Source organism: Marinobacterium zhoushanense, assembly GCF_014641945.1.
Classification (GTDB): domain Bacteria; phylum Pseudomonadota; class Gammaproteobacteria; order Pseudomonadales; family Balneatricaceae; genus Marinobacterium_D; species Marinobacterium_D zhoushanense.
In genome coordinates, this window is the sequence record NZ_BMIJ01000003.1 from 156,798 (window position 1) to 181,299 (window position 24,502).

24 protein-coding genes are annotated in these 24,502 nt (G+C 58.2%); 19 read left to right on the forward strand and 5 right to left on the reverse strand.

The annotated features are described in order from the left end of the window. Positions 1-12 precede the first annotated feature (12 nt). The 5 genes from speD (at position 13) to phaR (ending at position 3,402) form a co-directional block, all read left to right on the forward strand. Positions 13-495: an adenosylmethionine decarboxylase gene (gene speD / locus IEX40_RS07805; RefSeq protein WP_188747016.1), complete on the forward strand. Its 483-nt coding sequence runs from the start codon at positions 13-15 to the stop codon at positions 493-495. Then, the gene (gene speE, locus IEX40_RS07810; protein WP_188747018.1) at positions 476-1,330 is read left to right on the forward strand and encodes a polyamine aminopropyltransferase; all 855 of its coding nucleotides are present in this window, start codon (positions 476-478) and stop codon (positions 1,328-1,330) included. Before speD ends, speE begins: the two co-directional genes overlap by 20 nt. 15 nt (positions 1,331-1,345) lie before the next feature. After that, the gene (locus tag IEX40_RS07815) at positions 1,346-2,524 is read left to right on the forward strand and encodes an MFS transporter (RefSeq protein WP_188747020.1); all 1,179 of its coding nucleotides are present in this window, start codon (positions 1,346-1,348) and stop codon (positions 2,522-2,524) included. 82 nt (positions 2,525-2,606) lie between these two features. Further along, positions 2,607-2,861: a DUF6489 family protein gene (locus IEX40_RS07820; protein WP_188747022.1), complete on the forward strand. Its 255-nt coding sequence runs from the start codon at positions 2,607-2,609 to the stop codon at positions 2,859-2,861. A 40-nt stretch (positions 2,862-2,901) separates the two neighbouring features. Then, positions 2,902-3,402, forward strand: a complete 501-nt coding sequence (gene phaR / locus IEX40_RS07825) for a polyhydroxyalkanoate synthesis repressor PhaR (RefSeq protein WP_188747025.1) — start codon at positions 2,902-2,904, stop codon at positions 3,400-3,402. Positions 3,403-3,405: 3 nt separating this feature from the next. On the opposite strand, the gene phaC is transcribed toward phaR, so the two are convergent. The 3 genes from phaC to IEX40_RS07840 all read right to left on the reverse strand — a co-directional run bounded on the left by phaC (position 3,406) and on the right by IEX40_RS07840 (position 6,439). Next, positions 3,406-4,470, reverse strand: a complete 1,065-nt coding sequence (phaC, locus tag IEX40_RS07830; protein WP_188747027.1) for a class III poly(R)-hydroxyalkanoic acid synthase subunit PhaC — start codon at positions 4,468-4,470, stop codon at positions 3,406-3,408. Continuing rightward, positions 4,467-5,432: a poly(R)-hydroxyalkanoic acid synthase subunit PhaE gene (locus tag IEX40_RS07835; RefSeq protein ID WP_188747029.1), complete on the reverse strand. Its 966-nt coding sequence runs from the start codon at positions 5,430-5,432 to the stop codon at positions 4,467-4,469. Before IEX40_RS07835 ends, phaC begins: the two co-directional genes overlap by 4 nt. A gap of 98 nt (positions 5,433-5,530) precedes the next feature. Next, positions 5,531-6,439, reverse strand: coding sequence for a LysR family transcriptional regulator (locus tag IEX40_RS07840; RefSeq protein ID WP_308421598.1), 909 nt, complete (start codon positions 6,437-6,439; stop codon positions 5,531-5,533). 131 nt (positions 6,440-6,570) lie between these two features. Here IEX40_RS07840 and leuC point away from each other — a divergent pair, with 131 nt between their 5' ends. The 13 genes from leuC to purF all read left to right on the forward strand — a co-directional run bounded on the left by leuC (position 6,571) and on the right by purF (position 21,743). Further along, a complete protein-coding gene (gene leuC / locus IEX40_RS07845) occupies positions 6,571-7,992 on the forward strand; it encodes a 3-isopropylmalate dehydratase large subunit (RefSeq protein WP_188747031.1) in 1,422 nt (473 codons plus the stop codon). An 11-nt stretch (positions 7,993-8,003) separates the two neighbouring features. Next, positions 8,004-8,654 (forward strand): 3-isopropylmalate dehydratase small subunit, encoded by a 651-nt coding sequence (gene leuD, locus IEX40_RS07850; RefSeq protein WP_188747033.1) that lies wholly within the window; start codon positions 8,004-8,006, stop codon positions 8,652-8,654. Between the two features lie 25 nt (positions 8,655-8,679). Next, a complete protein-coding gene (leuB, locus tag IEX40_RS07855) occupies positions 8,680-9,762 on the forward strand; it encodes a 3-isopropylmalate dehydrogenase (RefSeq protein WP_188747035.1) in 1,083 nt (360 codons plus the stop codon). A gap of 118 nt (positions 9,763-9,880) precedes the next feature. Continuing rightward, entirely contained in the window at positions 9,881-10,996 is a 1,116-nt protein-coding gene (gene asd, locus IEX40_RS07860) for an aspartate-semialdehyde dehydrogenase (protein WP_188747037.1), read from the forward strand. Between the two features lie 90 nt (positions 10,997-11,086). Then, positions 11,087-12,088 (forward strand): Asd/ArgC dimerization domain-containing protein, encoded by a 1,002-nt coding sequence (locus IEX40_RS07865; RefSeq protein WP_188747039.1) that lies wholly within the window; start codon positions 11,087-11,089, stop codon positions 12,086-12,088. A 171-nt stretch (positions 12,089-12,259) separates the two neighbouring features. Continuing rightward, positions 12,260-15,130: a motility hub landmark protein FimV gene (locus IEX40_RS07870; protein ID WP_188747041.1), complete on the forward strand. Its 2,871-nt coding sequence runs from the start codon at positions 12,260-12,262 to the stop codon at positions 15,128-15,130. 4 nt (positions 15,131-15,134) lie between these two features. After that, positions 15,135-15,998 (forward strand): tRNA pseudouridine(38-40) synthase TruA, encoded by an 864-nt coding sequence (truA, locus tag IEX40_RS07875; RefSeq protein ID WP_188747043.1) that lies wholly within the window; start codon positions 15,135-15,137, stop codon positions 15,996-15,998. Positions 15,999-16,035: 37 nt separating this feature from the next. After that, a complete protein-coding gene (locus tag IEX40_RS07880) occupies positions 16,036-16,659 on the forward strand; it encodes a phosphoribosylanthranilate isomerase (RefSeq protein ID WP_188747045.1) in 624 nt (207 codons plus the stop codon). Between the two features lie 170 nt (positions 16,660-16,829). Further along, positions 16,830-17,690 carry an acetyl-CoA carboxylase, carboxyltransferase subunit beta gene (gene accD, locus IEX40_RS07885; RefSeq protein WP_188747047.1) on the forward strand — a complete coding sequence of 287 codons (861 nt, stop codon included), beginning with the start codon at positions 16,830-16,832 and terminating at the stop codon, positions 17,688-17,690. 50 nt (positions 17,691-17,740) lie between these two features. Then, positions 17,741-19,024 (forward strand): bifunctional tetrahydrofolate synthase/dihydrofolate synthase, encoded by a 1,284-nt coding sequence (gene folC / locus IEX40_RS07890; RefSeq protein ID WP_188747049.1) that lies wholly within the window; start codon positions 17,741-17,743, stop codon positions 19,022-19,024. Between the two features lie 36 nt (positions 19,025-19,060). Next, positions 19,061-19,612, forward strand: a complete 552-nt coding sequence (locus IEX40_RS07895) for an SPOR domain-containing protein (protein WP_188747051.1) — start codon at positions 19,061-19,063, stop codon at positions 19,610-19,612. 63 nt (positions 19,613-19,675) lie between these two features. Then, entirely contained in the window at positions 19,676-20,170 is a 495-nt protein-coding gene (locus tag IEX40_RS07900; protein WP_188747053.1) for a CvpA family protein, read from the forward strand. A gap of 49 nt (positions 20,171-20,219) precedes the next feature. Next, positions 20,220-21,743, forward strand: a complete 1,524-nt coding sequence (gene purF, locus IEX40_RS07905; protein WP_188747055.1) for an amidophosphoribosyltransferase — start codon at positions 20,220-20,222, stop codon at positions 21,741-21,743. A gap of 40 nt (positions 21,744-21,783) precedes the next feature. On the opposite strand, the gene thpR is transcribed toward purF, so the two are convergent. Next, complete coding sequence (thpR, locus tag IEX40_RS07910; RefSeq protein WP_188747057.1) at positions 21,784-22,332, reverse strand: RNA 2',3'-cyclic phosphodiesterase; 549 nt, start codon at positions 22,330-22,332, stop codon at positions 21,784-21,786. Positions 22,333-22,370: 38 nt separating this feature from the next. Between thpR and IEX40_RS07915 the strand changes: the two genes are divergently transcribed. Then, on the forward strand, positions 22,371-23,384 hold the full coding sequence (locus tag IEX40_RS07915) for a tRNA dihydrouridine synthase (protein ID WP_188747058.1): 1,014 nt from the start codon (positions 22,371-22,373) through the stop codon (positions 23,382-23,384). On the opposite strand, the gene amrS is transcribed toward IEX40_RS07915, so the two are convergent. After that, the gene (gene amrS, locus IEX40_RS07920) at positions 23,353-24,459 is read right to left on the reverse strand and encodes an AmmeMemoRadiSam system radical SAM enzyme (RefSeq protein ID WP_188747060.1); all 1,107 of its coding nucleotides are present in this window, start codon (positions 24,457-24,459) and stop codon (positions 23,353-23,355) included. The genes IEX40_RS07915 and amrS overlap by 32 nt on opposite strands. Positions 24,460-24,502: the final 43 nt, after the last annotated feature.

Consider the following 24,502-nt stretch of genomic DNA (forward strand, 5'->3'; position numbering starts at 1 on the left):
GGAGCAACGAGTATGGATGATCTGACAGACAAGCCCGATCAGACGCTGTCCTCTGGCAAAGGGGATTGGCCTGCCTATGCTCCGGGTAACAAAGAGACGCGCAAGGACTATTTTATCGAGAGGGCGGGGTATCGCTTTGCCGGTACCCACCTGATCATCGATCTGCTGGGTGCGTCCAACCTGGACGAGCTGGAGCGAATGGAGCATGCGCTGCGCGACTCGGTAAGAGCCGCGGGTGCTACGCTGCTGCACCTGCATCTGCACCATTTCACGCCTAATGGCGGCATATCCGGTGTGGCCGTACTCGCCGAGTCGCATATCAGTGTGCATACCTGGCCGGAGCGTGAGTTTGCGGCCTTCGATGTGTTTATGTGCGGAGATGCTCGGCCGGAGCAGACCATTGCGGTACTCGAGCGTGCCTTTGAGCCGACCGAAACCCGTGTTCAGGAGATTCTGCGAGGACGGATAGCGATCGATGACGACCACCTTCGTTGAGACACTTCATAACGGCTATGGACAGTGCTTCACCGTTGATGAGTTGCTGTTTGAGCATCGCACCGAACATCAGGAGTTGCTGATTTTTCGTAACGCGACCTTCGGTCGGGTGATGGCGCTTGACGGCATAGTACAGACCACGGAGCGTGACGAGTTCATCTACCACGAGATGCTTACCCATTTGCCCCTGCTGGCGCACGGTGGTGTGGCGCGGGTATTGATCATTGGCGGGGGTGATGGCGGTATGCTGCGTGAGGTGCTCAAGCATCCGACGGTGGAAGCGGTTACCCAGGTCGAGATCGATCAAGCGGTAATCGATATGTGCCGACGCTATCTTCCCAACCACTCCGCTGGTGCGTTCGACGATCCCCGGGCCAATGTCGTGATTGCCGACGGCGTCGATTTCGTGCGTGACACCAGCGAGCGCTACGACCTGATCATTTCGGACTGTACCGATCCCGTGGGGCCAGGCGAAGTGTTGTTCACCAGCGAATTCTATGCCGGCTGCAAGCGCTGCCTGAATCCCGGAGGGGTCTTCGTTGCGCAGAACGGTGTCGCGTTCCTGCAGCTGGATGAGGTGCTTAATACCCATCACCGGTTGTCGCCACTGTTTGCCGACCAGAGCTTCTATTGCGCGGCGGTGCCGACCTATGCCGGAGGGCTGATGACCTTTGCCTGGGCCAGTGACGATCCCGCATTGCGGCAGGTGGCGCTGGATGCGTTGGATCGGCGTTACCGGGCTTCAGGTATCCGTACCCGCTACTACAATCCGCAGATCCATGCCGGCAGCTTCGCGTTGCCGCAGTACATCCTAGACGCCTTCTCGGGTAGCTAAGTGGGTGGCGGCTTGATGCAGGCGTCGGCGACGATACCCCGTACCCGGCTGTCCGGGTTTTATCTGTTCTACTTCGCCTTTCTTGGTGCTCTGGTGCCTTACTGGAGCCTCTACCTGCAATCCTTCGGCTTCGGTCCGGAGTTGATCGGCGTGCTGATGGGGATGCTGCACGCGACCCGCATCATCGCGCCCTCTCTGTGGGGGTGGTTGGCGGACCGCAGTGGTCGCAGGATGCGTATTGTGCGGCTCGGATCTCTGGCGGCCTGGCTCGTTTTTGCACTCATCTTTTGGGCCGATCGGGCGCTTTATATCGCCTTGGTTACCTTGGCGTTCAGTTTCTTTTGGAACGCGATACTGCCTCAGTTCGAAGTGGTAACCCTGCGTTATCTCGGTGAGGATAAGCACGACTACAGCCGCATCAGAGTCTGGGGCTCAATCGGATTTATCGCCTCGGTTTCCGCTACCGGCTATCTGATGGAGTTGGTTCATATCCGTATGCTGCCTTGGGTGTTACTGGCGCTGCTGGTGCTGATCTGGTTGAACACACTGGTCGTTCATCAGCGGCAGGAGAGGGTGGCAGAGTCCGAGGTGCAAGCTGGTCAGGCATTCCTGCCGCTGCTTAGGCGGCCGCAGGTGCTCGCCTTCTTTGCGGTCTGTTTCCTGATCCAGTTTGGTCACGGACCCTACTACAGCTTCTTCAGTCCCATGCTGGAGCAGTTGGACTACACTCGCGGCGTCATTGGTATGCTTTGGTCCCTTGGTGTGCTGGCCGAGGTGGTGTTGTTCATCTATATGCGCCGCGTTCTGCAGCGCTGGTCTTTGCGCCACATTATGCTGGTCAGCCTGTGGCTGAGCGTGTTGCGCTGGGTGGTTACCGCTCTGCTGCCCGCCTATATCCTGCCACTGGTGTTGGCTCAACTGCTGCACGCGGCCAGTTTCGGCAGTCTGCATATCGCGGGTATCGCGCTGGTGCAGCACTATTTCCCGACCTACGCGCAAGGGCGCGGGCAGGCACTGTTTTCCAGTCTGGGGTTCGGTGCCGGTGGCCTGCTCGGCTCCGTTGTTGCGGGTTTGATATGGCAACAGGGAGGGGGGCTGCCCGCTTTCCTGGTTTCAGCACTCGCTTGCCTTGTCGCTATAGTGTTGACTTCTGTCTGGATATATCCGGAAAAGGTGCAGCAAAATAGCGCTTGACGCTGTATTGTGCCAAGGGTCTTATACTACTATTCAAATAGTTAGCAGAGCGGCCGGAGAGGTCGGGGATTGAGGGGCTGGTATGAAATTCACGATCAATATCGACATGACCCCCGAGGAGCTGCGCAGGGCGTTGGGACTGCCCGATGTCGCTGCACTGCAGGATGAGATGATCAGTCGCGTTCGCGAGCAGATGAATGCGGGTGCGGAGGGCTACGACCCGTTGACACTGCTCAAGCCTTACATGAGCCAGGGCGTGGGCTCCATGGAGGCATTTCAAAAAATGTTATTTAGCATGATGAGTCAGTACGGCCGCAACGATGACCGTAAGGACTGATCCAGTTCGAGGTAGAAGCGAGGCAATGAAGGAGACAGACGTGCGCATATTGAGGAAGTACACCAACCGCCGGCTGTATGATACCTCTCGCAGCTGTTATGTGACGCTGGAGGATGTCAAACAGCTTGTCCTCAACGGTGAACAGTTCCAGGTTCAAGACTCGAAAACCGGGAATGACCTGACCCGCAATATCCTCCTGCAGATCATCAGCGAGCAGGAAGCGGAGGGGCATGGCACTCTATTGACCAATCAGGTGTTGCAGCAGCTGATCCGTTTCTACGGTGACAGTATGCAGGGAATGATGAGCCAGTATCTTGAGCAGAGTATCGCTGCTTTTCTGGAGCATCAGGACCGCATTCGCGAACAGATGCAGACCATGATCGGAGCAGCGAACCCGCTGACCATGATGAACCGAATCGCCGACCAGAATATGGCCGTTTGGAACATGTTCTCGCCGCGCAACGAGGGGGCTAAGGACGAGTCCAAACAGGAGTCGAAGCCGGAGAGCGGCGACGACGAGGAGAAAAGTAAAAAGGGTTAAAGGTTAATCGCGCGCCTTGAGCCAGCGCGCGATGCTTTCGGGGACCTGCTTCAGTGCTCGGCTGCTGACAAACACGCCGATATGACCCGCCTTAATGCACAGCTCGTTGTAGTCCTGGCTGGACGTCGCGGCTTCCAGTGCCCGCGATGAGGAGGGCGGAACCAGGTGGTCATGAGCGCCTATGATATTCAGGATCGGCTGGTTAATCGCTTTCAGATCAACCTTTTTCGAACCGATTCTCACCTCTCCCCTGAGCAGCAGATTCTGTTGAAAGAACTGCTGAATGAAGCTGCGGAACGCTTCGCCCGCCTGGTCGGGACCGTCATTGATCCACTGTTCCATGCGCAGGAAATTAAGAGCCTTGTCTCGATCGCTAAGCTGAGCCGGCAGGCCAAGGTTTTTCTGTACGCCCAGCCGCATCGGCATCAGCGAGTTGTAGGTATCGTTCAGTACCTCTCCGGGGATGTTACCGTAGGTAGCCACGGCCAGGTCCGCATCTACTTTCATCGCAAGGTGGCTGAGAATGAAGTCCTCGGTCTGAAAGTCTACCGGGGTGACCATTGCGATCAAATTGCGCACCCGTTCCGGATGTAGCGCTGCGTAACAGAGGCTGAACGTGCCGCCCTGGCATATGCCAAGCAGATTGATCTGGTCGCTGGTCGCGTGCTCTGCGCAGGCGGTCACACAACTGTCCAGGTAATCCTCGATATAGTCATCCAAATCGAGATATCGGTCCCCTTCGTCCGGGTAACCCCAGTCGATCAGGTACACCGGTATGCCCTGATCCAGCAGCGCGGCGATCAGCGACCGGTCGGGCTGCAGGTCGGCTATGTAGGGGCGGTTGACCAGGGCGTAACAGATCAGCACCGGTGTTTTGGTCTGGGCCTGGCCGCGCGCCGTGTAATGGTAAAGGCGGGTTTTGTCGTTGCGGTATATCTCGGTGCGGGGGGTCGTGCCGACTTCGACACCATCGATCGTTTTCAGCGTCTCGTAGCTTTGCTGGAGGCGCTGATTGAAAAGCGACAGCTCATCCCGGATGGTATCCGGATTCAGTTTTAATCCCTTCATGCCTTGTCTTCGCTTTTTGGCCGCTTCGGCGTATTGCGGCCCGCCTTTCGGGCGGGCGCGCTATGGCGCTTGAACTGTTCCATCTCTTCACGCAGAGAGCTGAGCGCGGCAACTTCACGACGCAGCTGCTTCAGTTCGCGCCGCTGGTCGTTAAGTCGCTGGAATATAAGATCCAGTTGCGTACTGTTGGGTATGCCCAGTTGCTGTAGCTGAGTATTACGCAGATCCTGCAGGAACTGTCGCAGGGCCATGACCGAGTTGCTGATACGGCCGTGAGCATCCCGGTATCCTGCTGTGGCTATCCGCTCCGCGTAACCGCTTTCATAGGCCTCGACCCAGAGGTCGTGTAGCTGGCCAAGCGAATCTATCGCAGGGGATGACTGTTCTATCCGTTCGAGAAAGCGGGACGTTGCACTGGTATTGATCTCTGCATAGTGAGCGGAGTAGTCGCGTAGGGCCTGCTCGTACTCGATCAGCAGGTCGACCCCCTCTTTTAGTTGGCGCTGCAGGCTGTGCTGTAAACCCAGTATCGAAGGGGTGTTGAGCAGGCTTTTCACGCCGTGGATGAAGGGATTGTCGAGCAGCAGATCATCCTGGAAACTATGGGTCCGAAACAGCGCTCCCAACTGCTCGGGTAGCTGCCAGCGCTTCAGTATCCACTCCTGGGTCAGGCCTCGAAGGTGGTTGTGAAACTGGTTTACCAGCCCGTTCATCTCGCTGTGGGAGCCGCTTTGCTCCAGCTGGTTAATCAACTGCTCTGCAAAGCGGGTGAATTCGAGCGACTGCTGGGTGAGCAGGGCCATCAGCTCCGCCTGTTGCGGCGGCAACGGGTCGTCGGTGGCCAGTTGATCCTTCAGCAGTTGCCACCAGGGCTGGAAAGGGTCGCTGTCCGATGTGGTGCCGACGTTGTTTTCCAGATGTGCCATCCACTGCTGCATCATTTTCAGCAGATCATCCGCCACAACCATCTCCAAGTGCACAAATTTTATGAGGCGATCTTACCGTGCGGCGGTGGACAATGGCCAGCGTGTATCCTCCTAAGTTCGCCCTCGCTCTAGGTTTATCGGCTATCGGATGCCGGCGGCGGGCAGGTATCCCGGAGCATTTTCACCAGCTCTCGCGCGGCGTTGGTAAGCGTACGGTCCCGGTGGTAGATAAGGCCGAGGGGGCGGTGGATCGGTCGGTCGGTTATGGGTAGGCGTGTCAGCCCGCTATCGATCATCGATTCCGGCAGCAGGCTCCAGCCGAGGCCGATACGTACCATCATTCTGATCGTATCCAGATAGTTGGTGCTCATGCCCAGGTTCGGTTCCAGACCCAGGCGTGCCAGCTGCTTCTGTACCAGTTGATAGGTGAAAGTATCGGGGGCGGGCAGCAGTGCCGGATAGCGATTCAATGCGCTGAGGTCAGGTTTGCTGAGCTGGGCCAGTGGGTGATCGCTGGCCACGACATACTGCAGGGAGTCGACCCAAAGGGTTTCGCTGTGGATGCGTGGATCTGACTGCGGCGCCAGGGTGATCAGGGCGAGTTCCAGGTCGCCTTTGAGCACCCCCTCGTAAGCAATCTCGGATTCGTCGAATCGCAGGTTGAGCGCGACCTGGGGGAAGCGTTGCGTGTAGGCTCGCAGTACAGGCGGTAGTCGATGGAGGCTGATATGGTGGCTGGCCGCCAACGATAATTTGCCACTGACATGACCTGAGAGGTTTTGCAGCGAGCGGGCGGCATCTTCCAGAGCGTGCAGAATGTCCCTCGCCTGCGGTAGCAGCGTGCGCCCCGCCTCCGTCAGGCTGACCTGTCGGCCGATTCGATCGAACAGCCGGGTATCAAGTTGCTGCTCCAGTAGTGCGACGCGTTTGCTCACTGCCGACTGGGTTAAAAACATCTGCTCGGCAGCCTGGGAAAAGGAGCCCGATTCAGAGACCTGCACGAATGCGACTAGGCTGGCACTATCCATCTTTGGTTGCAACATGGGCGGATCCGCGAATAATTGTATTCTTAAATGGAATGCTTTTTAGAAAAATAATGAATTTGTCTATTTGAAGCAACTGCTCTAGCATCAGCCTACACTTACCTACCTAACACAAGCACGGGGACACGCTGATGGCCGGTAAAACCCTCTACGACAAGCTCTGGGAAGCCCATCTGGTGCGCCAGAATGAGGATGGCAGCTCGTTGATCTACATCGATCGCCAGATCCTTCACGAAGTGACCTCTCCGCAGGCGTTCGAGGGGCTGCGTCTGGCGGGGCGTAAACCCTGGCGTATCGATGCCAACCTGGCTACCCCGGATCACAACGTTCCGACGACCGCGCGCTCAGGCGGGGTCGATGAGATCGTCGACCCAGTATCGCGGATTCAGGTCAAGACGCTGGACTCCAACTGCGACGATTTCGGCATCGTCGAATTCAAGATGAACGATACCCGGCAGGGGATCGTGCACGTGGTCGGCCCTGAGCAGGGGATGACACTGCCCGGTTCCACCGTGGTCTGTGGTGACTCCCATACCTCGACTCACGGTGCCTTCGGCGCGCTGGCGCACGGTATCGGCACATCCGAGGTGGAGCATGTACTCGCCACCCAGTGCCTGATCGCGAAAAAGATGAAGAACATGCTGGTCCGTGTTGACGGTGAGCTGGGGGCTGGCGTTACCGCTAAGGATGTAGTGCTGCACATTATCGGTGTGATCGGCACTGCCGGTGGCACGGGATGCGCTATCGAATTCGGCGGCTCGGCGATTCGCAGTCTCTCCGTAGAGGGGCGCATGACGATCTGTAACATGGCGATCGAGGCGGGTGCGCGTGTTGGCCTGGTGGCGGTCGACGAGAAGACGATCGAGTATTTCCGCGGCCGCGCCTTTGCGCCGCAGGGCGAGTTGTTCGAGCAGGCGGCTGCGGCCTGGAAGTCTCTGGTATCCGACGCGGATGCCAAGTTCGATCGCGTGGTCGAGATTCGTGCCGAAGATATCAAGCCCCAGGTGACCTGGGGAACTTCGCCGGAGATGGTGGTCGCGGTCGACGGTAGCGTGCCCAACCCGGAAAAAGAGTCGGATGCGGTCAAGGCGGATGGTATTCGGCGTGCGCTGAAATACATGGGGCTGAGCGCCGATCAGAAGATTACCGATATTCAGCTTGATCGCGTGTTTATCGGCTCCTGCACCAACTCCCGTATCGAGGACCTGCGCGCTGCTGCCGAGGTGGTCAAGGGGCGCAAGGTCGCCGCTACGTTGAAGCAGGCGCTGGTGGTACCGGGCTCCGGTCTGGTCAAGGCGCAGGCAGAAGCGGAAGGACTGGATAAGATTTTCATTGAGGCCGGTATGGAGTGGCGCGAACCGGGTTGCTCGATGTGTCTGGCGATGAACCCTGATAAGCTCGGCCCGGGTGAGCACTGCGCGTCTACCTCGAATCGTAACTTCGAGGGGCGTCAGGGCTTTGGCGGGCGTACCCATCTGGTAAGCCCCGCGATGGCGGCAGCGGCGGCGGTCGTTGGGCATTTTGTTGATGTGCGCGAATTGATGGCCCAGTAAGGAGTGGCGAGATGAAAAAATTTACTCTGCACACCGGTATCGCGGCTCCGCTGGATCGCGCCAATGTCGATACCGATATGATCATCCCGAAGCAGTTTCTGAAGTCGATCAAGCGGGCTGGCTTTGGGCCCAACCTGTTCGACGAGCTGCGCTATCTGGATGAGGGCCAGCCGGACCAGGATTGTTCGGGGCGCCCCCTGAATACCGAGTTCGTGCTCAATCAGCCGCGCTATGCCGGTGCCAGTGTGCTGCTGGCGCGGGAGAACTTCGGCTGCGGCTCCAGTCGTGAGCATGCACCCTGGGCGCTGGATGATTACGGCTTCCGCGTGATCATCGCGCCGAGCTTTGCCGATATCTTCTACAACAACTGCTTCAAGAACGGTCTGCTGCCGATTGTGCTGAACGAGGCCCAGGTCGACCAGCTGTTCAAAGAGGTTGAGGCCAATCAGGGGTATCAGCTGACCGTCGATCTCGAGCGCCAGGTTGTGATTAGCCCGTCGGGTGATGAGTTTGCGTTTGAGGTTGATGCCTTCCGCAAGCACTGCCTGCTCAATGGGCTGGATGATATCGGTTTGACCCTGCAGTATGCCGAGGATATCAAAGCCTACGAGACGCGCCGTCGCCAGGAGGCGCCCTGGCTGTTTGACGCTATCCATAACTGATTGATACAGGATTCAGGACATGACAATGAGCAAGAACGTACTGCTGCTGCCGGGTGATGGAATTGGGCCGGAGATCGTGGCTGAAACTCGTAAGGTGTTGGAGGTTGTCAGCGAGAAGTTTTCTCTGGGGCTCGAGCTGAGCGAAGCGCTAGTCGGTGGCTCAGCCATTGACGCGTACGGTAAACCGTTGCCGGAAGAGACGCTGTCGGCCGCCAAGGCGGCGGACGCGATTCTGCTGGGAGCTGTTGGTGGTCCCAAGTGGGATACCAATCCCGATTTCCAGATCCGTCCCGAGAAAGGGCTGCTCGGGCTGCGCACCGAACTTGAGCTCTTCGGTAACCTGCGCCCGGCGATTCTCTATCCCCAGCTGGCGCACGCCTCGACGCTGAAGGAGGAGGTCGTATCGGGCCTCGATATCCTGATCGTGCGCGAACTGACCGGCGGCATCTACTTCGGCAAGCCGCGCGGCATTCGTGAAAAAGAGGGTGGTATTCGCGAGGGCTACAACACCTACGTCTACGACGAGAACGAGATCCGCCGTATCGGCCGGGTCGCGTTCGAGGCCGCCCGGGCGCGCAACAAGAAGCTCTGTTCGGTCGACAAGGCCAACGTGCTGGAAGTGACCGTGCTCTGGCGCGAGATCATGGAGGAGCTCAAGGCCGAGTATCCGGATGTCGAACTGAGCCATATGTACGTCGACAACGCCGCCATGCAGCTGGTGCGCGCGCCCAAGCAGTTCGACGTGATCGTCACCGGCAACATGTTCGGCGATATCCTCTCCGATGCGGCGGCGATGCTGACCGGTTCCATCGGCATGCTGCCCTCCGCGTCACTGGATAAAAACGGTAAAGGTATGTACGAACCCTGTCATGGTTCGGCGCCCGATATCGCGGGTCAGGGCAAGGCTAACCCGTTGGCAACCATCCTGTCAGCGGCTATGATGTTACGTTACTCGCTTGATCAGGGCGAAGCGGCCGATGCGATCGAAGCGGCCGTCAGCAAGGTACTGGATCAGGGGCTGAGAACGCCCGATATCCTGTCTGAAGGTATGCGCCAGGTCAGCACATCCGAAATGGGTGACGCTGTGGTCGCAGCACTGAACAGCTAAGCTGAGATAGCCGACGGGTTCTAGGCGGGATGGGCGCAAGCTCGTCCCGTTGCTGTATCTGTCGGCACCCTGTTTAGAGCGGGTAGGCTAATAGAAATCCATATTATTGGGGGCACGAATGAAGCGTGTAGGTTTTGTAGGCTGGCGAGGAATGGTCGGATCGGTCCTGATGCAGCGTATGCTGGAGGAGAAGGACTTCGATCACATTGACGAGCCGGTATTTTTCACCACTTCTCAGGTTGGCGCTGCCGGACCGGAGATCGGCAAGGCGATTCCGGCACTGAAGGACGCTCGCGATATTGACGAGCTGAAACAGATGGACGCGATTATCTCCTGCCAGGGTGGTGACTACACGACCGAGGTGTTCGGCAAGTTGCGTGCCGCCGGCTGGGAGGGTTACTGGATCGATGCCGCTTCGACTCTGCGTATGGCGGACGACAGCATCATCGTGCTCGATCCGGTCAACCTGGACGTGATCAAGAACGGTCTGAGCAAAGGCGTCAAAAATTATATTGGCGGCAACTGCACCGTGTCGCTGATGCTGATGGGCCTCGGTGGCCTGTTCAAGGCGGGGCTGGTCGAGTGGATCAGCTCCATGACCTATCAGGCGGCTTCCGGCGCCGGTGCACAGAACATGCGCGAGCTGATCAAGCAGATGGGGCAGATCCACGCCGGTTCCGAAGCGTTGCTGGCCAATCCGTCATCCGCGATACTGGATATCGATCGTCAGGTTGCCGACACCATGCGCTCGGACGAATTTGCCACTGCTAATTTCGGTGTGCCGCTGGCCGGCTCACTGATCCCTTGGATCGACAAAGCGGTCGAAGAGGGTCAGAGCAAGGAGGAGTGGAAGGGCTTCGTCGAGACCAACAAGATCCTGGGTCTGTCTGATTCTCCGGTGCCGATCGACGGTACCTGCGTGCGTATCGGTGCCATGCGCTGTCACAGCCAGGCATTTACCGTCAAGCTGACCAGGAATGCGCCGCTGGATGAGATCGAGGCGATGATCGCAGAGGCGAATGATTGGGTCAGTGTGGTGCCGAACGAGCGCGAGATCACCATGCGCGATCTGTCGCCGGCCAAGGTGACCGGCACTCTGGGCATCCCGGTCGGTCGTCTGCGTAAGATGAAGATGGGTCCCGACTACCTGAACGCATTCAGTGTCGGCGACCAGTTGCTCTGGGGCGCAGCAGAGCCGCTGCGCCGCATGCTGCGGATCCTGCTGGAAGGTTGATCCAAGGCACGAGCCGATAACCAGCCCGGTCCGGTCGATGACGACTGGCCGGGCTGTTTTGTTTTTAACCGCTAATAGGTTTTGTTGAGAGTGAATGTAGCGATTTTTGGTCCCAGTACCCTGGCCGGTGAAAACCTGTTTGAACTCCTTGATGCTCATGACCTCAAGGTTGAGCGTCTGCGGCTGTACGACCGTGAAGATGAGGCCGGGCGTGCACTTATGTTTCGTGGTAGCTCGGTCAGGGTCAAACCGATCGAGAGTGCGGAGATAGAGTCCGATCTTGATGTCGCCTTTCTGTGTGACCCCGATCTCGACTCCGCGCAGCTGACGCGGATAAAAGCGAGTGGTGCGCTACTTATCGACCTTTTTCCATCTCGTCAGTCTGACGCGGTGTTGATTGTGCCGGAGGTCAATGGCGAGAAGCTCTCCTCAATTCAGCGTGGAGACGTGGTTGGCTGTCCGGATGCGGCGAGTATCGCCGCAGCGATGGCGCTGGCACCGCTGCAGGCTGACTACCAGGTGTTGCGTCTGAATGCAGTCGCCATGCAGTCTGCCGCCTCATTGGGGCATAAGGGGGTCGAGGCGCTGGCGGCGGAAACCGCTCGTCTGCTTAACGGTCGCGATGCGGAAGCCTCGTTATTTGCGACGCAGTATGCGTTTAACCTGGTACCTCAGGTTGGTGCTCTTGATGGCACGGGCTTCTCTGACGTGGAACGTCGATTTGCAATAGAGGTTCGAGAGTTGCTCGATGATGACCAGATCGAGATCGTTGTCAATGTTTTGCAACTGCCGATCTTTTATGGTGTCGCCGTTACATTGCAGGCTGAAACGGCCCATCCGGTCGATCTTGAACGTGCAGCTTCACTGTTCGGGAAAGCGCCCGGCCTGAGCCTGAATCGCAGTGCCGATCCGGTCACGCCGGTAGGTTCGGCTGCAGGGAATGATCTGGTGCATGTGGACAGGTTGCGACTTGAAGAGGGCGGTGATTGTGCTTTTGGAATCTGCGCAGTGACCGATAACCTCCGTAAGGGCAGTGCGCTGAACGCCATCCAGATCGCGGATAGCTGGCAGAAACAGCGCTGTTCTCAGTAAAAAATGGCGCCGATTAGGGAAATTTGGTGTGTATAAACATCTGTTTGGACACCGTCTTGACCCACGCGGCAGTTATCAATGATACTTGGCGATGACGCTGGAAACGCAACTCTCTGATTTTGGTGGCATATTCATCGGAGGGCGCGAGTCATACAAGAGGGAATCAAATCAATGCTGCGCAAACTTGCCTTAAGCCTCGCGGTTGCCGGGGCTCTTAGCGCCACCCAAGCCAATGCTCTAGGACTGGGTGAAATCCGGGTAAACTCCGCGCTTAACGAACCACTCAACGCCGAGATAAAACTGCTGCAAGTGCGCGACTTGTCGCCTCTTCAGATTCAGCCTCGTATGGCCGATATCGACGAGTTTTCGCTCGCCGGAATCAGTAAGTCGAGGTTTTTATCCGATGTGAGCTTCGATGTCCGAGTAATGCCGGACGGTTCCGGAATTATCCGGATGAAATCCACGGCGCCGATCAAAGAGCCGTTCCTGAACTTTTTGGTTGAGGTGAACTGGCCGGCGGGCCGTCTGGTACGGGAATATACGCTGTTGCTCGATCCTCCGGTGTTCGATCCAACGCCGGTGCCGGGAGTGACCAGTGTGCAGCAAGCAGAATCCACAGCTGCTAGCATGCCGCGGTCGACGACGGCGCAACCGCTGACCTCCAAACCTGCCCGCCCCGAAAACGTATCCAATATAAAAACCCGCATGGACCCGAATTCCGAGGTCTATGTGGACGTGCAGACTACGTTGTGGGAGTTGGCGCTAAAACATCGCCCCAGCAGTCAGGTCACTCCCGAGCAGATGATGTTGGCGTTGGTGCGAAAGAATCCCGAATCCTTTCCTACCGGCAATATCAATGTCATGAAGGCGGGTACCGTCATGCGTTTGCCGACGCTTGATGAGATCAACACTCTGACACCGGCACAGGCGCGAGCGGAAGCAGCGCGCCAGACTCAGGCCTGGCGTCAGGGGCGTAGCGCTTCGCAGCCCGCTGCCGAAACCATGAAGGCGAAAGAGGCCAGCGATACGGGAAAGCCTTCGGAGCCGGCCAAGCCTGAACAGCAGGCAGCGTCGGCAGACGCTGGCGCCTCGGATGATCCTGCAAGCCAGTTGAAGGTAGTGGCACCTGAAGGTGGTGCTATCGACGCCTCTGCGCAGTCGGCTACCTCGGATGATATGTCCGCGAATGAGCAGGCCGGCAGCGAGCAGTCGGCAGGAGCCCAGGATGAGATGGCCTCGGAGCAGGCTCAGGCGCTGATTCAGCGCAATGAAGAGCTGGAAAACCGGCTGCTCGTCACGCAGGAGTCAATCTCGGTTATCGAGCGTGAGAATACCGAGCTGAACGATAAGGTCGATGCCATAGCATCGCAGCTGGATAAGTTACAGCGCCTGATCGAACTCAAAGATCGCGAGTTGGCACTGATGCAGCAGCAGCTTCAGCAGAAAGAGGCGGCTGCAGCGTCTGCCAATAGTGGCAGCTTCGTCGATAAGGTGATGCAAAGCCCCACCTACCTGGGCGCCATCGGAGCGGGGGCTGTGGCGATCCTGCTGGGCTTGTTGCTGGCGCTGCGCAAGAGAAAGAGTCGAGAGCCTGAATCGGCGGAGCCTTTCCTGCAGACTGAAAAATCAGTAAAAGCCGACGCCGATGCCATTCCGCAGATGGCGGCTACCGCAGCCGCCGCCGGTGCGGTGGCGGCTGCAGCAAGTGAGCCGGAAGAGGTCGAAGCGGAACCTTCGGTCGAAGCGGCGCCGTTGGCAGTCAGTGAGCCTGACGAGATTGACGATCTCGATCTTGATCTCGATATGGATATGGAGCTCGATCTGGATGAAAGTGCGTCGGCGGCGTCGCAGCCGGTAAGCGGAGCGATCGACGACGAAGAGTTTGATCTTGGTATCGAAGAGATCGAGTCGGCGCCTCAGGCTGATGAGTCGCTCGATTCCGCATTGGACGACATCCTCGCTGGCAGTGCTGAGGTCCAGGGCGACGATGATATCGACACCGGTCTGGATGATCTGCTCTCTGAGACCGCTGGCGCTGATGATTTCGCTGATGATCTGCCAGGCCCGCTGGACGAGCCTGAACTCGAACAGTCATCTTCTACGGAAGAAGTGGACGAGGATGACTCGATCGATGGGTTGGACTTCTCGATCGATACGCCCAGACAGCAGGCGGAAGAAGAGGAGCTGCTGGATCTGCCCGATGACCTCGAATTCGACCTTGCCAAAGCGCTGTCGGACACGGATGAGGGGGCTGAGGATGTCGGTCAGGAAGCCGCCGTCGAAGAGGATGAGCTGGCTGGCCTGGATTTCTCCGTAGATCCGGCGTCGGAAGAGTTGTCAGCCAGCGGTGCTGATGATGATTTCCTGGATGATTTCTTCGCTGAGGATCCGGCGGAGAAGAAAGAGGGCCTGGGTTCGCTGCCAGAGACCTCTGACGAGGATCTGGAGCCGTTGACAGATGCAGAGGTCGAGTTCGAATCCGATGATGCGGCGGTAAATCTCGGTACGGTTGATATCACTCCGGAGGATGAGTCGTTCGAAGAGGACGATGATATCGAGGAGTTGATGCAATCCGTTGTTGGGATTGAAGAGGACGAGATTGCAGAGGATGCATCGTCTACTCCAGTAAATGAGTTCGATGATCTTGATGCGATGTTGGCCTCGTTCGAGCCGGAAGAGGATGAGCCGGTTGAGCGTAAGCCGACTCAGAACGAGTTGGTGGAGGATGAACTTACTGCCAACATCGCTCACGATCTCGAGATGGATCTGGATGCGGAGCTCGATAGTCTGCTTTCCTCCACCGACGATGAGATAGCGCTGGAGGAAGACAGCGCTGAGGAGTTGGAGGAAGAGCCCGATCTCCTGGACTCGATGAATCTGCTCGATGGTGCAGATGAGATCGAAACCAAGCTCGATCTTGCGCGTGCATATATCGAGATGGAGGACTCGGACGGTGCCAAGGATATTCTCAAAGAGATTCTCAATGAGGGTAGCCCTGATCAGCGTCGAGAGGCTGAACTCTTGCTTGAGACCCTGAACTGACCTGATGACAAAACAGGAACACAACCAGGGGGCGACGGAAGTCGCCCTCTTTCGTTACGCGGCAGCAGTCGAGTACGCTGGCGCACCATACAACGGCTGGCAAGCGCAGAGCGGCGACAACGTTCGTTGTGTGCAGCTGGAGGTGGAACGGGCGATATCGCGTGTTGCCAACCATCCCGTCGGCGTCATCTGTGCAGGGCGTACCGATGCGGGGGTGAATGCCAGCTACCAGATCATTCATTTTGACGCGCAGGTCGAGCGTCCCGAACGTGCCTGGGTGATGGGGTCCAACACCTATCTACCGGACGATATCGCCATCCTCTGGGTGCAGCGGGTCGGCTCAGAGTTCCATGCTCGCTTCTCGGCTGAACAACGCCGCTATCGCTATCTGATCTACAGCTCACCGGTTAAACCAGCGCTGCTGGCGCGCGGTGTGACCTGGACGTACAAACAGCTCGATACTGCGCGTATGGCTGAGGCGGCGGCTTTCCTGGTTGGTGAGCACGACTTCACCTCCTATCGCGCGGTGGCCTGTCAGGCGCACAGTCCGGTGCGGGAGGTTAAGTCTCTTGACGTCTACCGCAGTGGAGAGTTGATCGTGATCGACATCTGTGCCAACGCTTTCCTGCACCATATGGTGCGGAATATCGCCGGCGTGCTGATGAAAATCGGTGCTGGGGAAGCGGAGCCGGTGTGGGCCAAATCGGTGTTGGACGCGCGCGACCGCCGCCAGGGTGGCGTGACGGCGCCGCCCTGGGGGCTGTATTTCGTCGACGTGCGATACCCTGGAGCATTTGAGCTGCCGCCATCGCAGCTGGGACCCTATTTTTTATCAGCTTCCCGGACTGACGAGTTGAAGAGGCTCTGATAGAATTTCGACCTTGTGATTTAAGCGGGAGAGTACGGTGACGCGGGTCAAGATCTGCGGCATAACCAGGTTGGAGGATGCCCTATGTGCGGTTGAGGCTGGGGCTGACGCGCTGGGTTTCGTGTTTTACGATCCGAGTCCGCGCGCTATTGCTGTCGACCAGGCTGCCAGTATCATTGCGCAGTTACCGGCGTTCGTGACCACCACGGCGCTCTTTGTTGATCCGGCACCGGAGCTTGTGGACAGGGTTGTACAGGATGTGCAGGTGGATCTGCTGCAGTTTCACGGCAAGGAGTCTCCCGAGTTTTGCCAAGGCTTCGCACGTCCATGGATCAAGGCGCTGAGAATGAAACCAGACCTGGATGTGTTGCAGCAGGCGCAAAGGTTTCATGCGGGACGGGGTATCCTGCTGGATGCCTATCGCCCCGGTGTGCCGGGCGGTACCGGGGAGGCTTTCGACTGGGATAGGATTCCGGTGAAACTGGCGTCCAGGATTATTCTGGCCGGCGGCTTGAATCCGGAAAATGTGGCGCAGGCCGTGTGCCGTGTCAGGCCCTTTGCCGTCGACGTCAGTGGAGGCGTTGAAGAGGGGCCGGGTATCAAGAGCTGCCGCAAGATCAAGGCATTTATCGACCAGGTCAGAGCGGCGGACCGAAGTTAGCGCGCATCGCTGATCAGCCCCCAGCGTTGGGCTGGATAAGCTGGTGCAGAAGAGCGGCTGACTTCGCTTTTAGGTTGCTGACCGGATAAGATTCTGTAGCGGCGTTTTGAAGGTCCAGGTGGAGCCGGGCTTCAGAGTGCTGAAAAGAGAAAATTCAGGAAAGGATAGAGATGAGCAACTGGCTTGAAAAGATCGTTCCATCCCTCGTGCGCAGCGAAAAGAAACGCAGCAGTATCCCCGAGGGACTTTGGGACAAATGTCCCAAGTGTGATGCGGTGCTTTATCGCCCGGAGCTGGAGAAAAACCTCAATGTGTGCCCGAAGTGCGAGCATCACATGCGCCTGGTTGCACGTCGGCGTCTCGAGCTGTTCCTTGACGAGGGGAGTGCCACCGAACTGGGCGCTGACGTCGAGCCGGTTGATCGCCTGAAATTCCGTGATTCGAAAAAATACAAAGACCGTCTGGTGGCGGCGCAGCGCGACACGGGTGAAAAGGATGCGTTGATCGCCATGCGAGGGGAGCTTGAAGGGATTCCCGTCGCTGCCGTCGCCTTCGAGTTTCGTTTCATGGGTGGTTCCATGGGGGCTGTGGTCGGTGAGCGCTTCGTTCGGGCGGCAACGCTCGCACTTGAAGAACGCATGCCACTGATCTGTTTTTCTGCCTCTGGTGGCGCACGCATGCAAGAAGCGCTCATTTCGCTGATGCAGATGGCGAAAACCAGTGCGGCGCTGGAGCGTATGCGCCGGGCGGGCGTGCCGTTTATCTCCGTACTGACCGATCCTGTCTATGGTGGTGTGTCCGCCAGTCTGGCGATGTTGGGCGATCTTAATGTCGCCGAGCCGCGGGCTCTGGTGGGCTTTGCCGGCCCCCGGGTTATCGAGCAAACCGTACGAGAAAAACTGCCTGAGGGGTTCCAGCGCAGTGAGTTTTTGCTCGAGCATGGGCAGGTGGACATGATTATCGAGCGGCGTGAGATGCGCCCGCGACTCGCCTCGATTCTGCGCAAGCTGCTGCACCTGCCGGCTGCCTGAGTCTCCTGTAGCGACCGCCGTTCGGCGGTCGTTTCCGTTTCGGAGTAAACATGCACACAGATTATCCCTCTTCTCTTAATGCCTGGCTTGAGCGTATCGAGGCGTGCCATCCGGCTGAGATTGAACTCGGCCTTGAGCGCATACGCTGTGTTGCCGAGCGCTTGGCTATCGATCTCGGGGAGAGCCGCAAGGTGTTGATCGCCGGTACCAACGGCAAGGGTTCGACGGTGACCATGCTGGACTCGATACTGCGAGCGGCGGGATTGACCACCGGCGTTTATACCTCACCCCATTTTCTGCGTTATAACGAGCGCATCCGCATCAATGGTGACGAGGCCGGCGATCAGCTGATTTGCGCTCAATTCGACAGGATCGAACGCGCACGAGGCGAGATCGAGCTGACCTACTTCGAGTACGGCACGCTCGCAGCGCTGCTCTGTTTCGCCGACGCGAAGCCCGATGTGTTGTTGCTCGAGGTTGGTCTTGGCGGACGCTTGGATGCGGTCAATATTGTCGATTGCGATATCGCGGTCGTGACCAGTATAGCGCTGGACCATACCGATTGGCTGGGCAATGACCGCGAGCAGATCGGTCGCGAGAAAGCCGGTATCGCAAGAGCAGGAAAGCCTCTGGTATGTGGCGATCCTGAGCCTCCCGAATGTGTGGTTTCTCAGTGTGCTCAGCAGGGCGTGCCGCTGTGGGTGCGCGATCGCGATTATGGGCTGGAGCTGGACGGTAGCAGCTGGTGCTGGTGGGGGACCGGTCAAGAGCGTGAGCCTAAGCGATATGAGTCGTTGCCGCAGCCGGAGTTGCCGGTTATCAATGCCGCGACCGTGCTCCAGGTGATCGAGTTGCTGGGCCTGGAGGTTACGGCAGCGGAGATCGCAGAAGGGCTTGGCAATGCGAGAATGACCGGTCGGATGCAGCGGGTCTCTTTGCCGGAAGGGCCCTGTATACTGGATGTGGCGCACAATCCGGAAGCGGCTGCCTATATGGCCGGATGGCTGGAGCAGCATCCGGTATCGGGTCGTACGCTATTGGTGATCGGCATGCTCGCCGACAAGGATATTGATAGCGTTATCGAACAGCTTGGCGGTTCGATCGATCTCTGGTTCCCGGTCTCCCTGGAAGGTACAAGGGGGGCGACTGCACAGCGACTGGCTGCGCCCATCAAGTTGATGAACGGACAGGTTCAGGCCGAGTACGCTCGGGTGGCCGATGCGCTGGCCGACGCACGGCGGTTGTTGGAGCCGGGCGATCGATTGCTGGTGGCAGGGTCTTTCGTTACTGTAACTCAGGCGCTGTTGACACTCGATGAAAACGCCTCGAATTGAACACCGCGCCGGGCTTGGAATAACGGAACACAGGGCATGAACAGAGAGCTGAAAAAACGGGTACTTGGGTTGTGCGCAATCGTTATAGTCGGTGCTGCCGTGCTGCCATTGATTCTTGATGGTGCAGGCTATCGTGAGCGGCACCTGGAAAGCCGTATTCCGCCAGCTCCAGCGCCCGTCGGTTTGGCAGATGTAGAGCCGCAGATGCAGCCTTTGCCCAGCACCGCTGAACCGGCCTTGCCGTCTGAGCCTGCCGTTGTCAGTGTGCCGGTTGAGCCGGTAAAAGAGGCAATTGAGAAAGTGGAGCCCAGTATCGATCCAACCGGTGATACGCCAGGATTGGATCAGGAGGGTGTTCCCGTTGCCTGGACACTGCAGTTAGCCAGTTTTCGCGACGAGTCCAATGCGCGGGCGCTGCGTTCCGAGCTACTGGAGGCGGGATATAAGGTGTATATCCGCCATATGGCCGGACTGGTTAAGGTGTTTGTAGGTCCGGAGCTGCAGCGTACTCGCTTGGAGAAGCTGCAGGCGCAGCTAAAGCAGGAGTACGCCCTGGATGGCATCGTCGTGCGTTTTACGACACAGTGATCGGCCGTTGGGTTCGCTGGCAGGCTCTGTTAGAATGCGCGCTGTTTTCAAGGGTAGTTATCGATGAACTGGGCTGACTGGGTCATACTCGCGATCGTGGTAATATCAAGCGTGCTGAGTCTGCGCCGCGGTTTCGTTCGAGAGGCGGTTTCACTGGCATCTTGGGTTCTAGCCTTCGTTGTTGCGCGGCTCTTTGCCACATCGCTGTCGGTCGTGTTACAGGACTATATTGCCACTCCATCGCTCCGACTGATGGCTGCCTTTGCTATCTTGTTTATCATTACGCTAATCGTTGGTGCACTGATCGGCATGCTGATCGGTGCGCTTGTATCGGCTACCGGACTCAGTGCTACGGACAGGGTGCTGGGTATTGGCTTCGGCGCTGTCCGCGGGGCGCTCGTCGTCGTGGTTATCGTTGCGCTGCTCGGCATGACGCCGGCAGTCCAGGACTCATGGTGGCAGGACTCCAGCCTGATTCCCCATTTCGTGTTGATGGAGGGGTGGACGCGCGCCGTTGCTTCCGATGTTGGCCAGATGATCTGGAACGTCGGACGTTGAACCCTTCATGCAAACTACAGCTACTTATGTTCCGTCTGAGGTGAACTGAATGTGCGGTATCGTCGGCATCGTTGCCAAAACCTACGTCAACCAGACCATCTTCGATGCGCTGACGGTGCTGCAGCACCGCGGCCAGGATGCGGCCGGTATGGTAACCTGCGAAGGGAACCGATTCTTCCTGCGTAAGGATAACGGTCTGGTCAATGAGGTGTTCCGCACCCGGCATATGAAGCGCCTGGAGGGGAATATGGGGATAGGCCATGTGCGCTACCCCACGGCCGGTAGCTCCAGCTCTGCCGAGGCCCAGCCGTTTTATGTTAACTCGCCTTACGGCATCGCGTTGGCGCACAACGGTAATCTGACCAATACCGAACAGCTGGCCGACGAGATTTTCCGTTCCGACCTGCGCCACATCAACACCACCTCAGACTCGGAAGTGCTGCTCAATATCTTTGCTCATGAGCTGCAGGCGCTGGGCAAGTTGCGACCCTCTGCCGAGGATATCTTCAAGGCGGTCAAGCGTGTACATGAGCGTTGCCAGGGTGGTTACGCCGTCGTTGCGATCATCACCGGTTACGGTATCGTGGCGTTCCGCGACCCCTGTGGTATCCGTCCGTTGGTGTATGGTAAGCGGGAAACCGAGGCCGGAATCGAGTACATGGTCGCCTCGGAGAGTGTGGCGCTTGATACCTCGGGCTTTATCCTTGAGCGTGATCTGGAGCCGGGTGAGGCGATCTTTATCGACACCCATGGTCAGGTCTTTACCCAGTCCTGCGCCGAAAAAACTAAACTGGCCCCCTGTCTGTTCGAGTACGTTTATCTTGCGCGTCCCGACTCCATCATCGATGGCATCTCGGTGCATGAAGCGCGCATGGAGATGGGCGTAAAGCTGGCGGAAAAGGTTAAGCGTGTGATGCCGGATCACGATATAGACGTGATCATCCCGATCCCTGATACCAGCCGCACAGCGGCGTTGGAGATGGCCAACAGTCTGGGGGTCAAGTTCCGCGAAGGCTTCATCAAGAATCGTTACATCGGCCGCACCTTCATTATGCCGGGGCAAACCCAGCGCAAGAAGTCGGTGCGGCAGAAGCTGAACCCGATCCAGGCCGAGTTCAAGGATAAGGTGGTGATGCTGGTCGACGACTCTATCGTACGTGGCACCACGTCGAAGCAGATCGTGCAGATGGCCCGTGAGGCCGGCGCGCGCAAGGTCTATTTTGCCTCGGCAGCGCCTGAGGTACGTTACCCCAACGTCTACGGTATCGATATGCCGGCGGCTAGCGAACTGGTCGCGCATGGGCGTACCGCGGAGGAGATCGGCAAGTATATCGGCTGCGACTGGATGCTGTACCAGGATCTGGACGATCTGAAAGCATCGGTGTCCAAATACAATCCAGGTATCACTGAGTTCGATACCTGCGTATTCGACGGCCTCTATGTGACCGGTACCGTGTCACCGAGCTATCTGCGCCGCCTTGAGGAGCGTCGCAACGACGGTGCCAAAACTGCGGGTGATAGTGATCATGCGGGCGATAATGAATCCGCGGATCTGCTCAGCCGTATCGAGTGACAGACTGGGGTTCTGTGCTGTTTGCGGCTGTGTAATCTGGTTACGGAACAGGGTTATAGAGCCGCAGGGTCTGGTGTAATGGCGCGCTGCCGCTGCTGAGGATGCTGTTTTTCAGTACAAACTGATCCACCCGCATCGTCATTGGCTCCGGAACGAGTTCGCCATCGAGCTGGACAATCAACTGCTCCGTGAGCGGAGCCCGGCTATACGCGATGGTGATATGGGGTTGGTAAGGCCGAGTGTCGACCTTGACCGCCAAGGCTTGCAGGGTCGAACGGATCTGTTGGTGAAGTTGCATCAACTCGCTGCAGGGCTCGCATCCAAGCCAGAGCGTTCGCTTGCTGAAAGCCCCTATCCGGTCCAGCTTCAGCTCGAAGGATTTGAAGCGGATGAGGTCCAAGGCTTCGTCAAGCAGTTGCAGCCTGGGTTCGGGTAACGGCCCGATGAAGGCCAGGGTCAGGTGCAGGCGTTCTGGCGCGATCCAGCGTAGCCCGCGCAGCTCGGGTCGGCGCAACGCGATCCGCTCCTGCAGCGCCTCGTTTAATTCGATGGCGATAAACAGCCTGTTCGCTTGCGTGTGCTCACCCATAACTGCAGCCTAGTACCGTTTTAGTCAGGGTAAAACCCATGCGAATCATTTTGGCCCCAATGGAGGGTGTCGTCGACTATACGCTGCGCGAGTTGCTCACCGGCGTCGGCGGAGTCGATCAGTGTGTCACCGAGTTTATCCGGGTCTCCGACCGCCTGCTGCCGCGTGCCGTGTTTCACCGCCTGGCACCGGAGCTCAATCAGCAGGGCTTTACCCGGGCAGGTACGCTGGTACTGCTGCAGCTGCTCGGTAGCGATCCGCAGGTGGTTGCCGAGAATGCCGCCTTGGCTGTCGAGTTAGGGGCGCCGGGCATCGATCTGAATTTTGGCTGTCCGGCCAAGACCGTAAACAAGAGCCGAGGTGGCGCGGTACTGCTGGATGAGCCTGAACTGGTGGGGGATATAGTGGCCGCCGTTCGCCGCGCTGTTCCGGCACATATCCCGGTCAGTGCCAAGATGCGTCTTGGCTTCCGGGACAAGTCCAGAGCCTTGGAGAACGCCTGGGCTATCGAGTCGGCCGGTGCCCAGTCGCTGGTCGTACATGCCCGTACCAAGGAGGAGGGCTACAGGCCGCCTGCGCACTGGGAGTGGATAGCGCGTATTCGGGAGGCGGTGAACCTGCCGGTAATCGCCAATGGAGAGGTATGGACACTTGAGGACTATCATCGTTGTCGTGAAGTCAGTGGATGTGACGATGTGATGATAGGGCGGGGCCTGGTTGCCAATCCGTTCCTGGCGCTGGAGATCAAGGGCGACGAGCTTGGGCGGGATGCGGCCTGGGCCGAGGTTCTGTGGTTGCTGGAGCGCTTTCACCGGCAGGTGATGCAGGATCTGTCACCTCGCCATGTGCATGGGCGTCTTAAGCAGTGGTTGCAGATGCTCGGTTGGCACTTCCCGCAAGCGAAGAGGCTATTCCCCGAGCTGCGCACGGAGAGGGAACCGGAGCGGCTGCTGGAGCTGCTGTGCCGGGCACGCCAGCAATATTTACGGGATATGTCTGCTGCCGATCCTGCTTTTGAGCTCAGGAGCGCTCCCGTGGCTCTACCAGCCTAATCGGTTGCCGCCGCGCGCCCCAGTCACCGGGTAGTGCCTCGAACACGCCGGGCAGCGGGTCGCCGCAGTTCGCGCAGCAACCTCTCGCATCCAGACCCCAGTGGCCCAATCTATACCAGTCGCGTTCGATCAGCAGGGCTCCACAGCCGGGACACCAGGTAGACCCCCCGTCGGGGTCGTGCACGTTGCCGGTGTAGACGAACAACAGTCCCTCATCGAGCGCGATACGCCGTGCCCGGCTGAGCGTGACGGGGGGCGTGGGCGGCTTATCCAGCATCTTCCAATCGGGGTGAAAAGCGCTGAAGTGCAGCGGGGTTTGTGGGCCGAGATGGTCATGGATCCAGCGCGACATCTCTCTTATCTCCTGATCCGAGTCGTTCTCTTCCGGAATTAGCAGAGTGGTAAGTTCGAACCAGACATCGGTCTCGTTGCGCAGGTACTCCAGCGTATCCAAAACGGGCTCGAGATGGCCGCCGCAGATACGGTGATAGAAACGCTCGCTGAAGGCTTTCAGATCGATGTTTGCTGCGTCCATATGCTGATAGAACTCGCTGCGTGGCCCGGGACAGACGTAACCGGCGGAAACCGCAACGCTCTTGATCCCCTGCTCGCGGGCGGCAGTGGCGCAGTCGATGGCGTATTCGTGAAAGATCACCGGGTCGTTATAGGTGAAGGCGATACTGCGACAGCCGTACCGCTTTGCAGACAGTGCAATCATCTCGGGGGTCGCCTGTTGGGTCAGCGTGTCCATCTCCCGTGACTTGCTCATATCCCAGTTTTGGCAAAAGCGGCAGGCCAGGTTGCAGCCCGCGGTACCAAACGAGAGCACCGGTGTGCCGGGCAGAAAGTGGTTCAGTGGCTTTTTCTCTATAGGGTCGATGCAGAAACCGCTGGAACGGCCATAGCTGTAAAGCCGGACCTCACCATCCTGCACACCGCGGACGAAACACAGGCCGCGCTGCCCTTCGCTGATATGGCAGTAGCGAGGACAGATGTCGCACTGAACCTTGGATTCAGAGACGCGATGCCACCAGCGTGTCGGGACGCTGTCGCCTTCTAGCTGTTGATCGCTCATGTTGCCCTCCGTTGAGGTGACTACTGACTATAATTTTAGGTCA

What these genes read in the sequence shown, in the direction of transcription:
- speD (WP_188747016.1), top strand. Translation starts at nt 13, where the DNA reads ATGGATGATCTGACAGACAAGCCCGATCAGACGCTGTCCTCTGGCAAA.
- speE (WP_188747018.1), top strand. Translation starts at nt 476, where the DNA reads ATGACGACCACCTTCGTTGAGACACTTCATAACGGCTATGGACAGTGC.
- IEX40_RS07815 (WP_188747020.1), top strand. Translation starts at nt 1,346, where the DNA reads ATGCAGGCGTCGGCGACGATACCCCGTACCCGGCTGTCCGGGTTTTAT.
- IEX40_RS07820 (WP_188747022.1), top strand. Translation starts at nt 2,607, where the DNA reads ATGAAATTCACGATCAATATCGACATGACCCCCGAGGAGCTGCGCAGG.
- phaC (WP_188747027.1), bottom strand. Translation starts at nt 4,470, where the DNA reads ATGAAGGGATTAAAACTGAATCCGGATACCATCCGGGATGAGCTGTCG.
- IEX40_RS07840 (WP_308421598.1), bottom strand. Translation starts at nt 6,439, where the DNA reads ATGTTGCAACCAAAGATGGATAGTGCCAGCCTAGTCGCATTCGTGCAG.
- leuC (WP_188747031.1), top strand. Translation starts at nt 6,571, where the DNA reads ATGGCCGGTAAAACCCTCTACGACAAGCTCTGGGAAGCCCATCTGGTG.
- leuD (WP_188747033.1), top strand. Translation starts at nt 8,004, where the DNA reads ATGAAAAAATTTACTCTGCACACCGGTATCGCGGCTCCGCTGGATCGC.
- leuB (WP_188747035.1), top strand. Translation starts at nt 8,680, where the DNA reads ATGAGCAAGAACGTACTGCTGCTGCCGGGTGATGGAATTGGGCCGGAG.
- asd (WP_188747037.1), top strand. Translation starts at nt 9,881, where the DNA reads ATGAAGCGTGTAGGTTTTGTAGGCTGGCGAGGAATGGTCGGATCGGTC.
- IEX40_RS07870 (WP_188747041.1), top strand. Translation starts at nt 12,260, where the DNA reads ATGCTGCGCAAACTTGCCTTAAGCCTCGCGGTTGCCGGGGCTCTTAGC.
- truA (WP_188747043.1), top strand. Translation starts at nt 15,135, where the DNA reads ATGACAAAACAGGAACACAACCAGGGGGCGACGGAAGTCGCCCTCTTT.
- accD (WP_188747047.1), top strand. Translation starts at nt 16,830, where the DNA reads ATGAGCAACTGGCTTGAAAAGATCGTTCCATCCCTCGTGCGCAGCGAA.
- folC (WP_188747049.1), top strand. Translation starts at nt 17,741, where the DNA reads ATGCACACAGATTATCCCTCTTCTCTTAATGCCTGGCTTGAGCGTATC.
- IEX40_RS07895 (WP_188747051.1), top strand. Translation starts at nt 19,061, where the DNA reads ATGAACAGAGAGCTGAAAAAACGGGTACTTGGGTTGTGCGCAATCGTT.
- IEX40_RS07900 (WP_188747053.1), top strand. Translation starts at nt 19,676, where the DNA reads ATGAACTGGGCTGACTGGGTCATACTCGCGATCGTGGTAATATCAAGC.
- purF (WP_188747055.1), top strand. Translation starts at nt 20,220, where the DNA reads ATGTGCGGTATCGTCGGCATCGTTGCCAAAACCTACGTCAACCAGACC.
- thpR (WP_188747057.1), bottom strand. Translation starts at nt 22,332, where the DNA reads ATGGGTGAGCACACGCAAGCGAACAGGCTGTTTATCGCCATCGAATTA.
- IEX40_RS07915 (WP_188747058.1), top strand. Translation starts at nt 22,371, where the DNA reads ATGCGAATCATTTTGGCCCCAATGGAGGGTGTCGTCGACTATACGCTG.
- amrS (WP_188747060.1), bottom strand. Translation starts at nt 24,459, where the DNA reads ATGAGCGATCAACAGCTAGAAGGCGACAGCGTCCCGACACGCTGGTGG.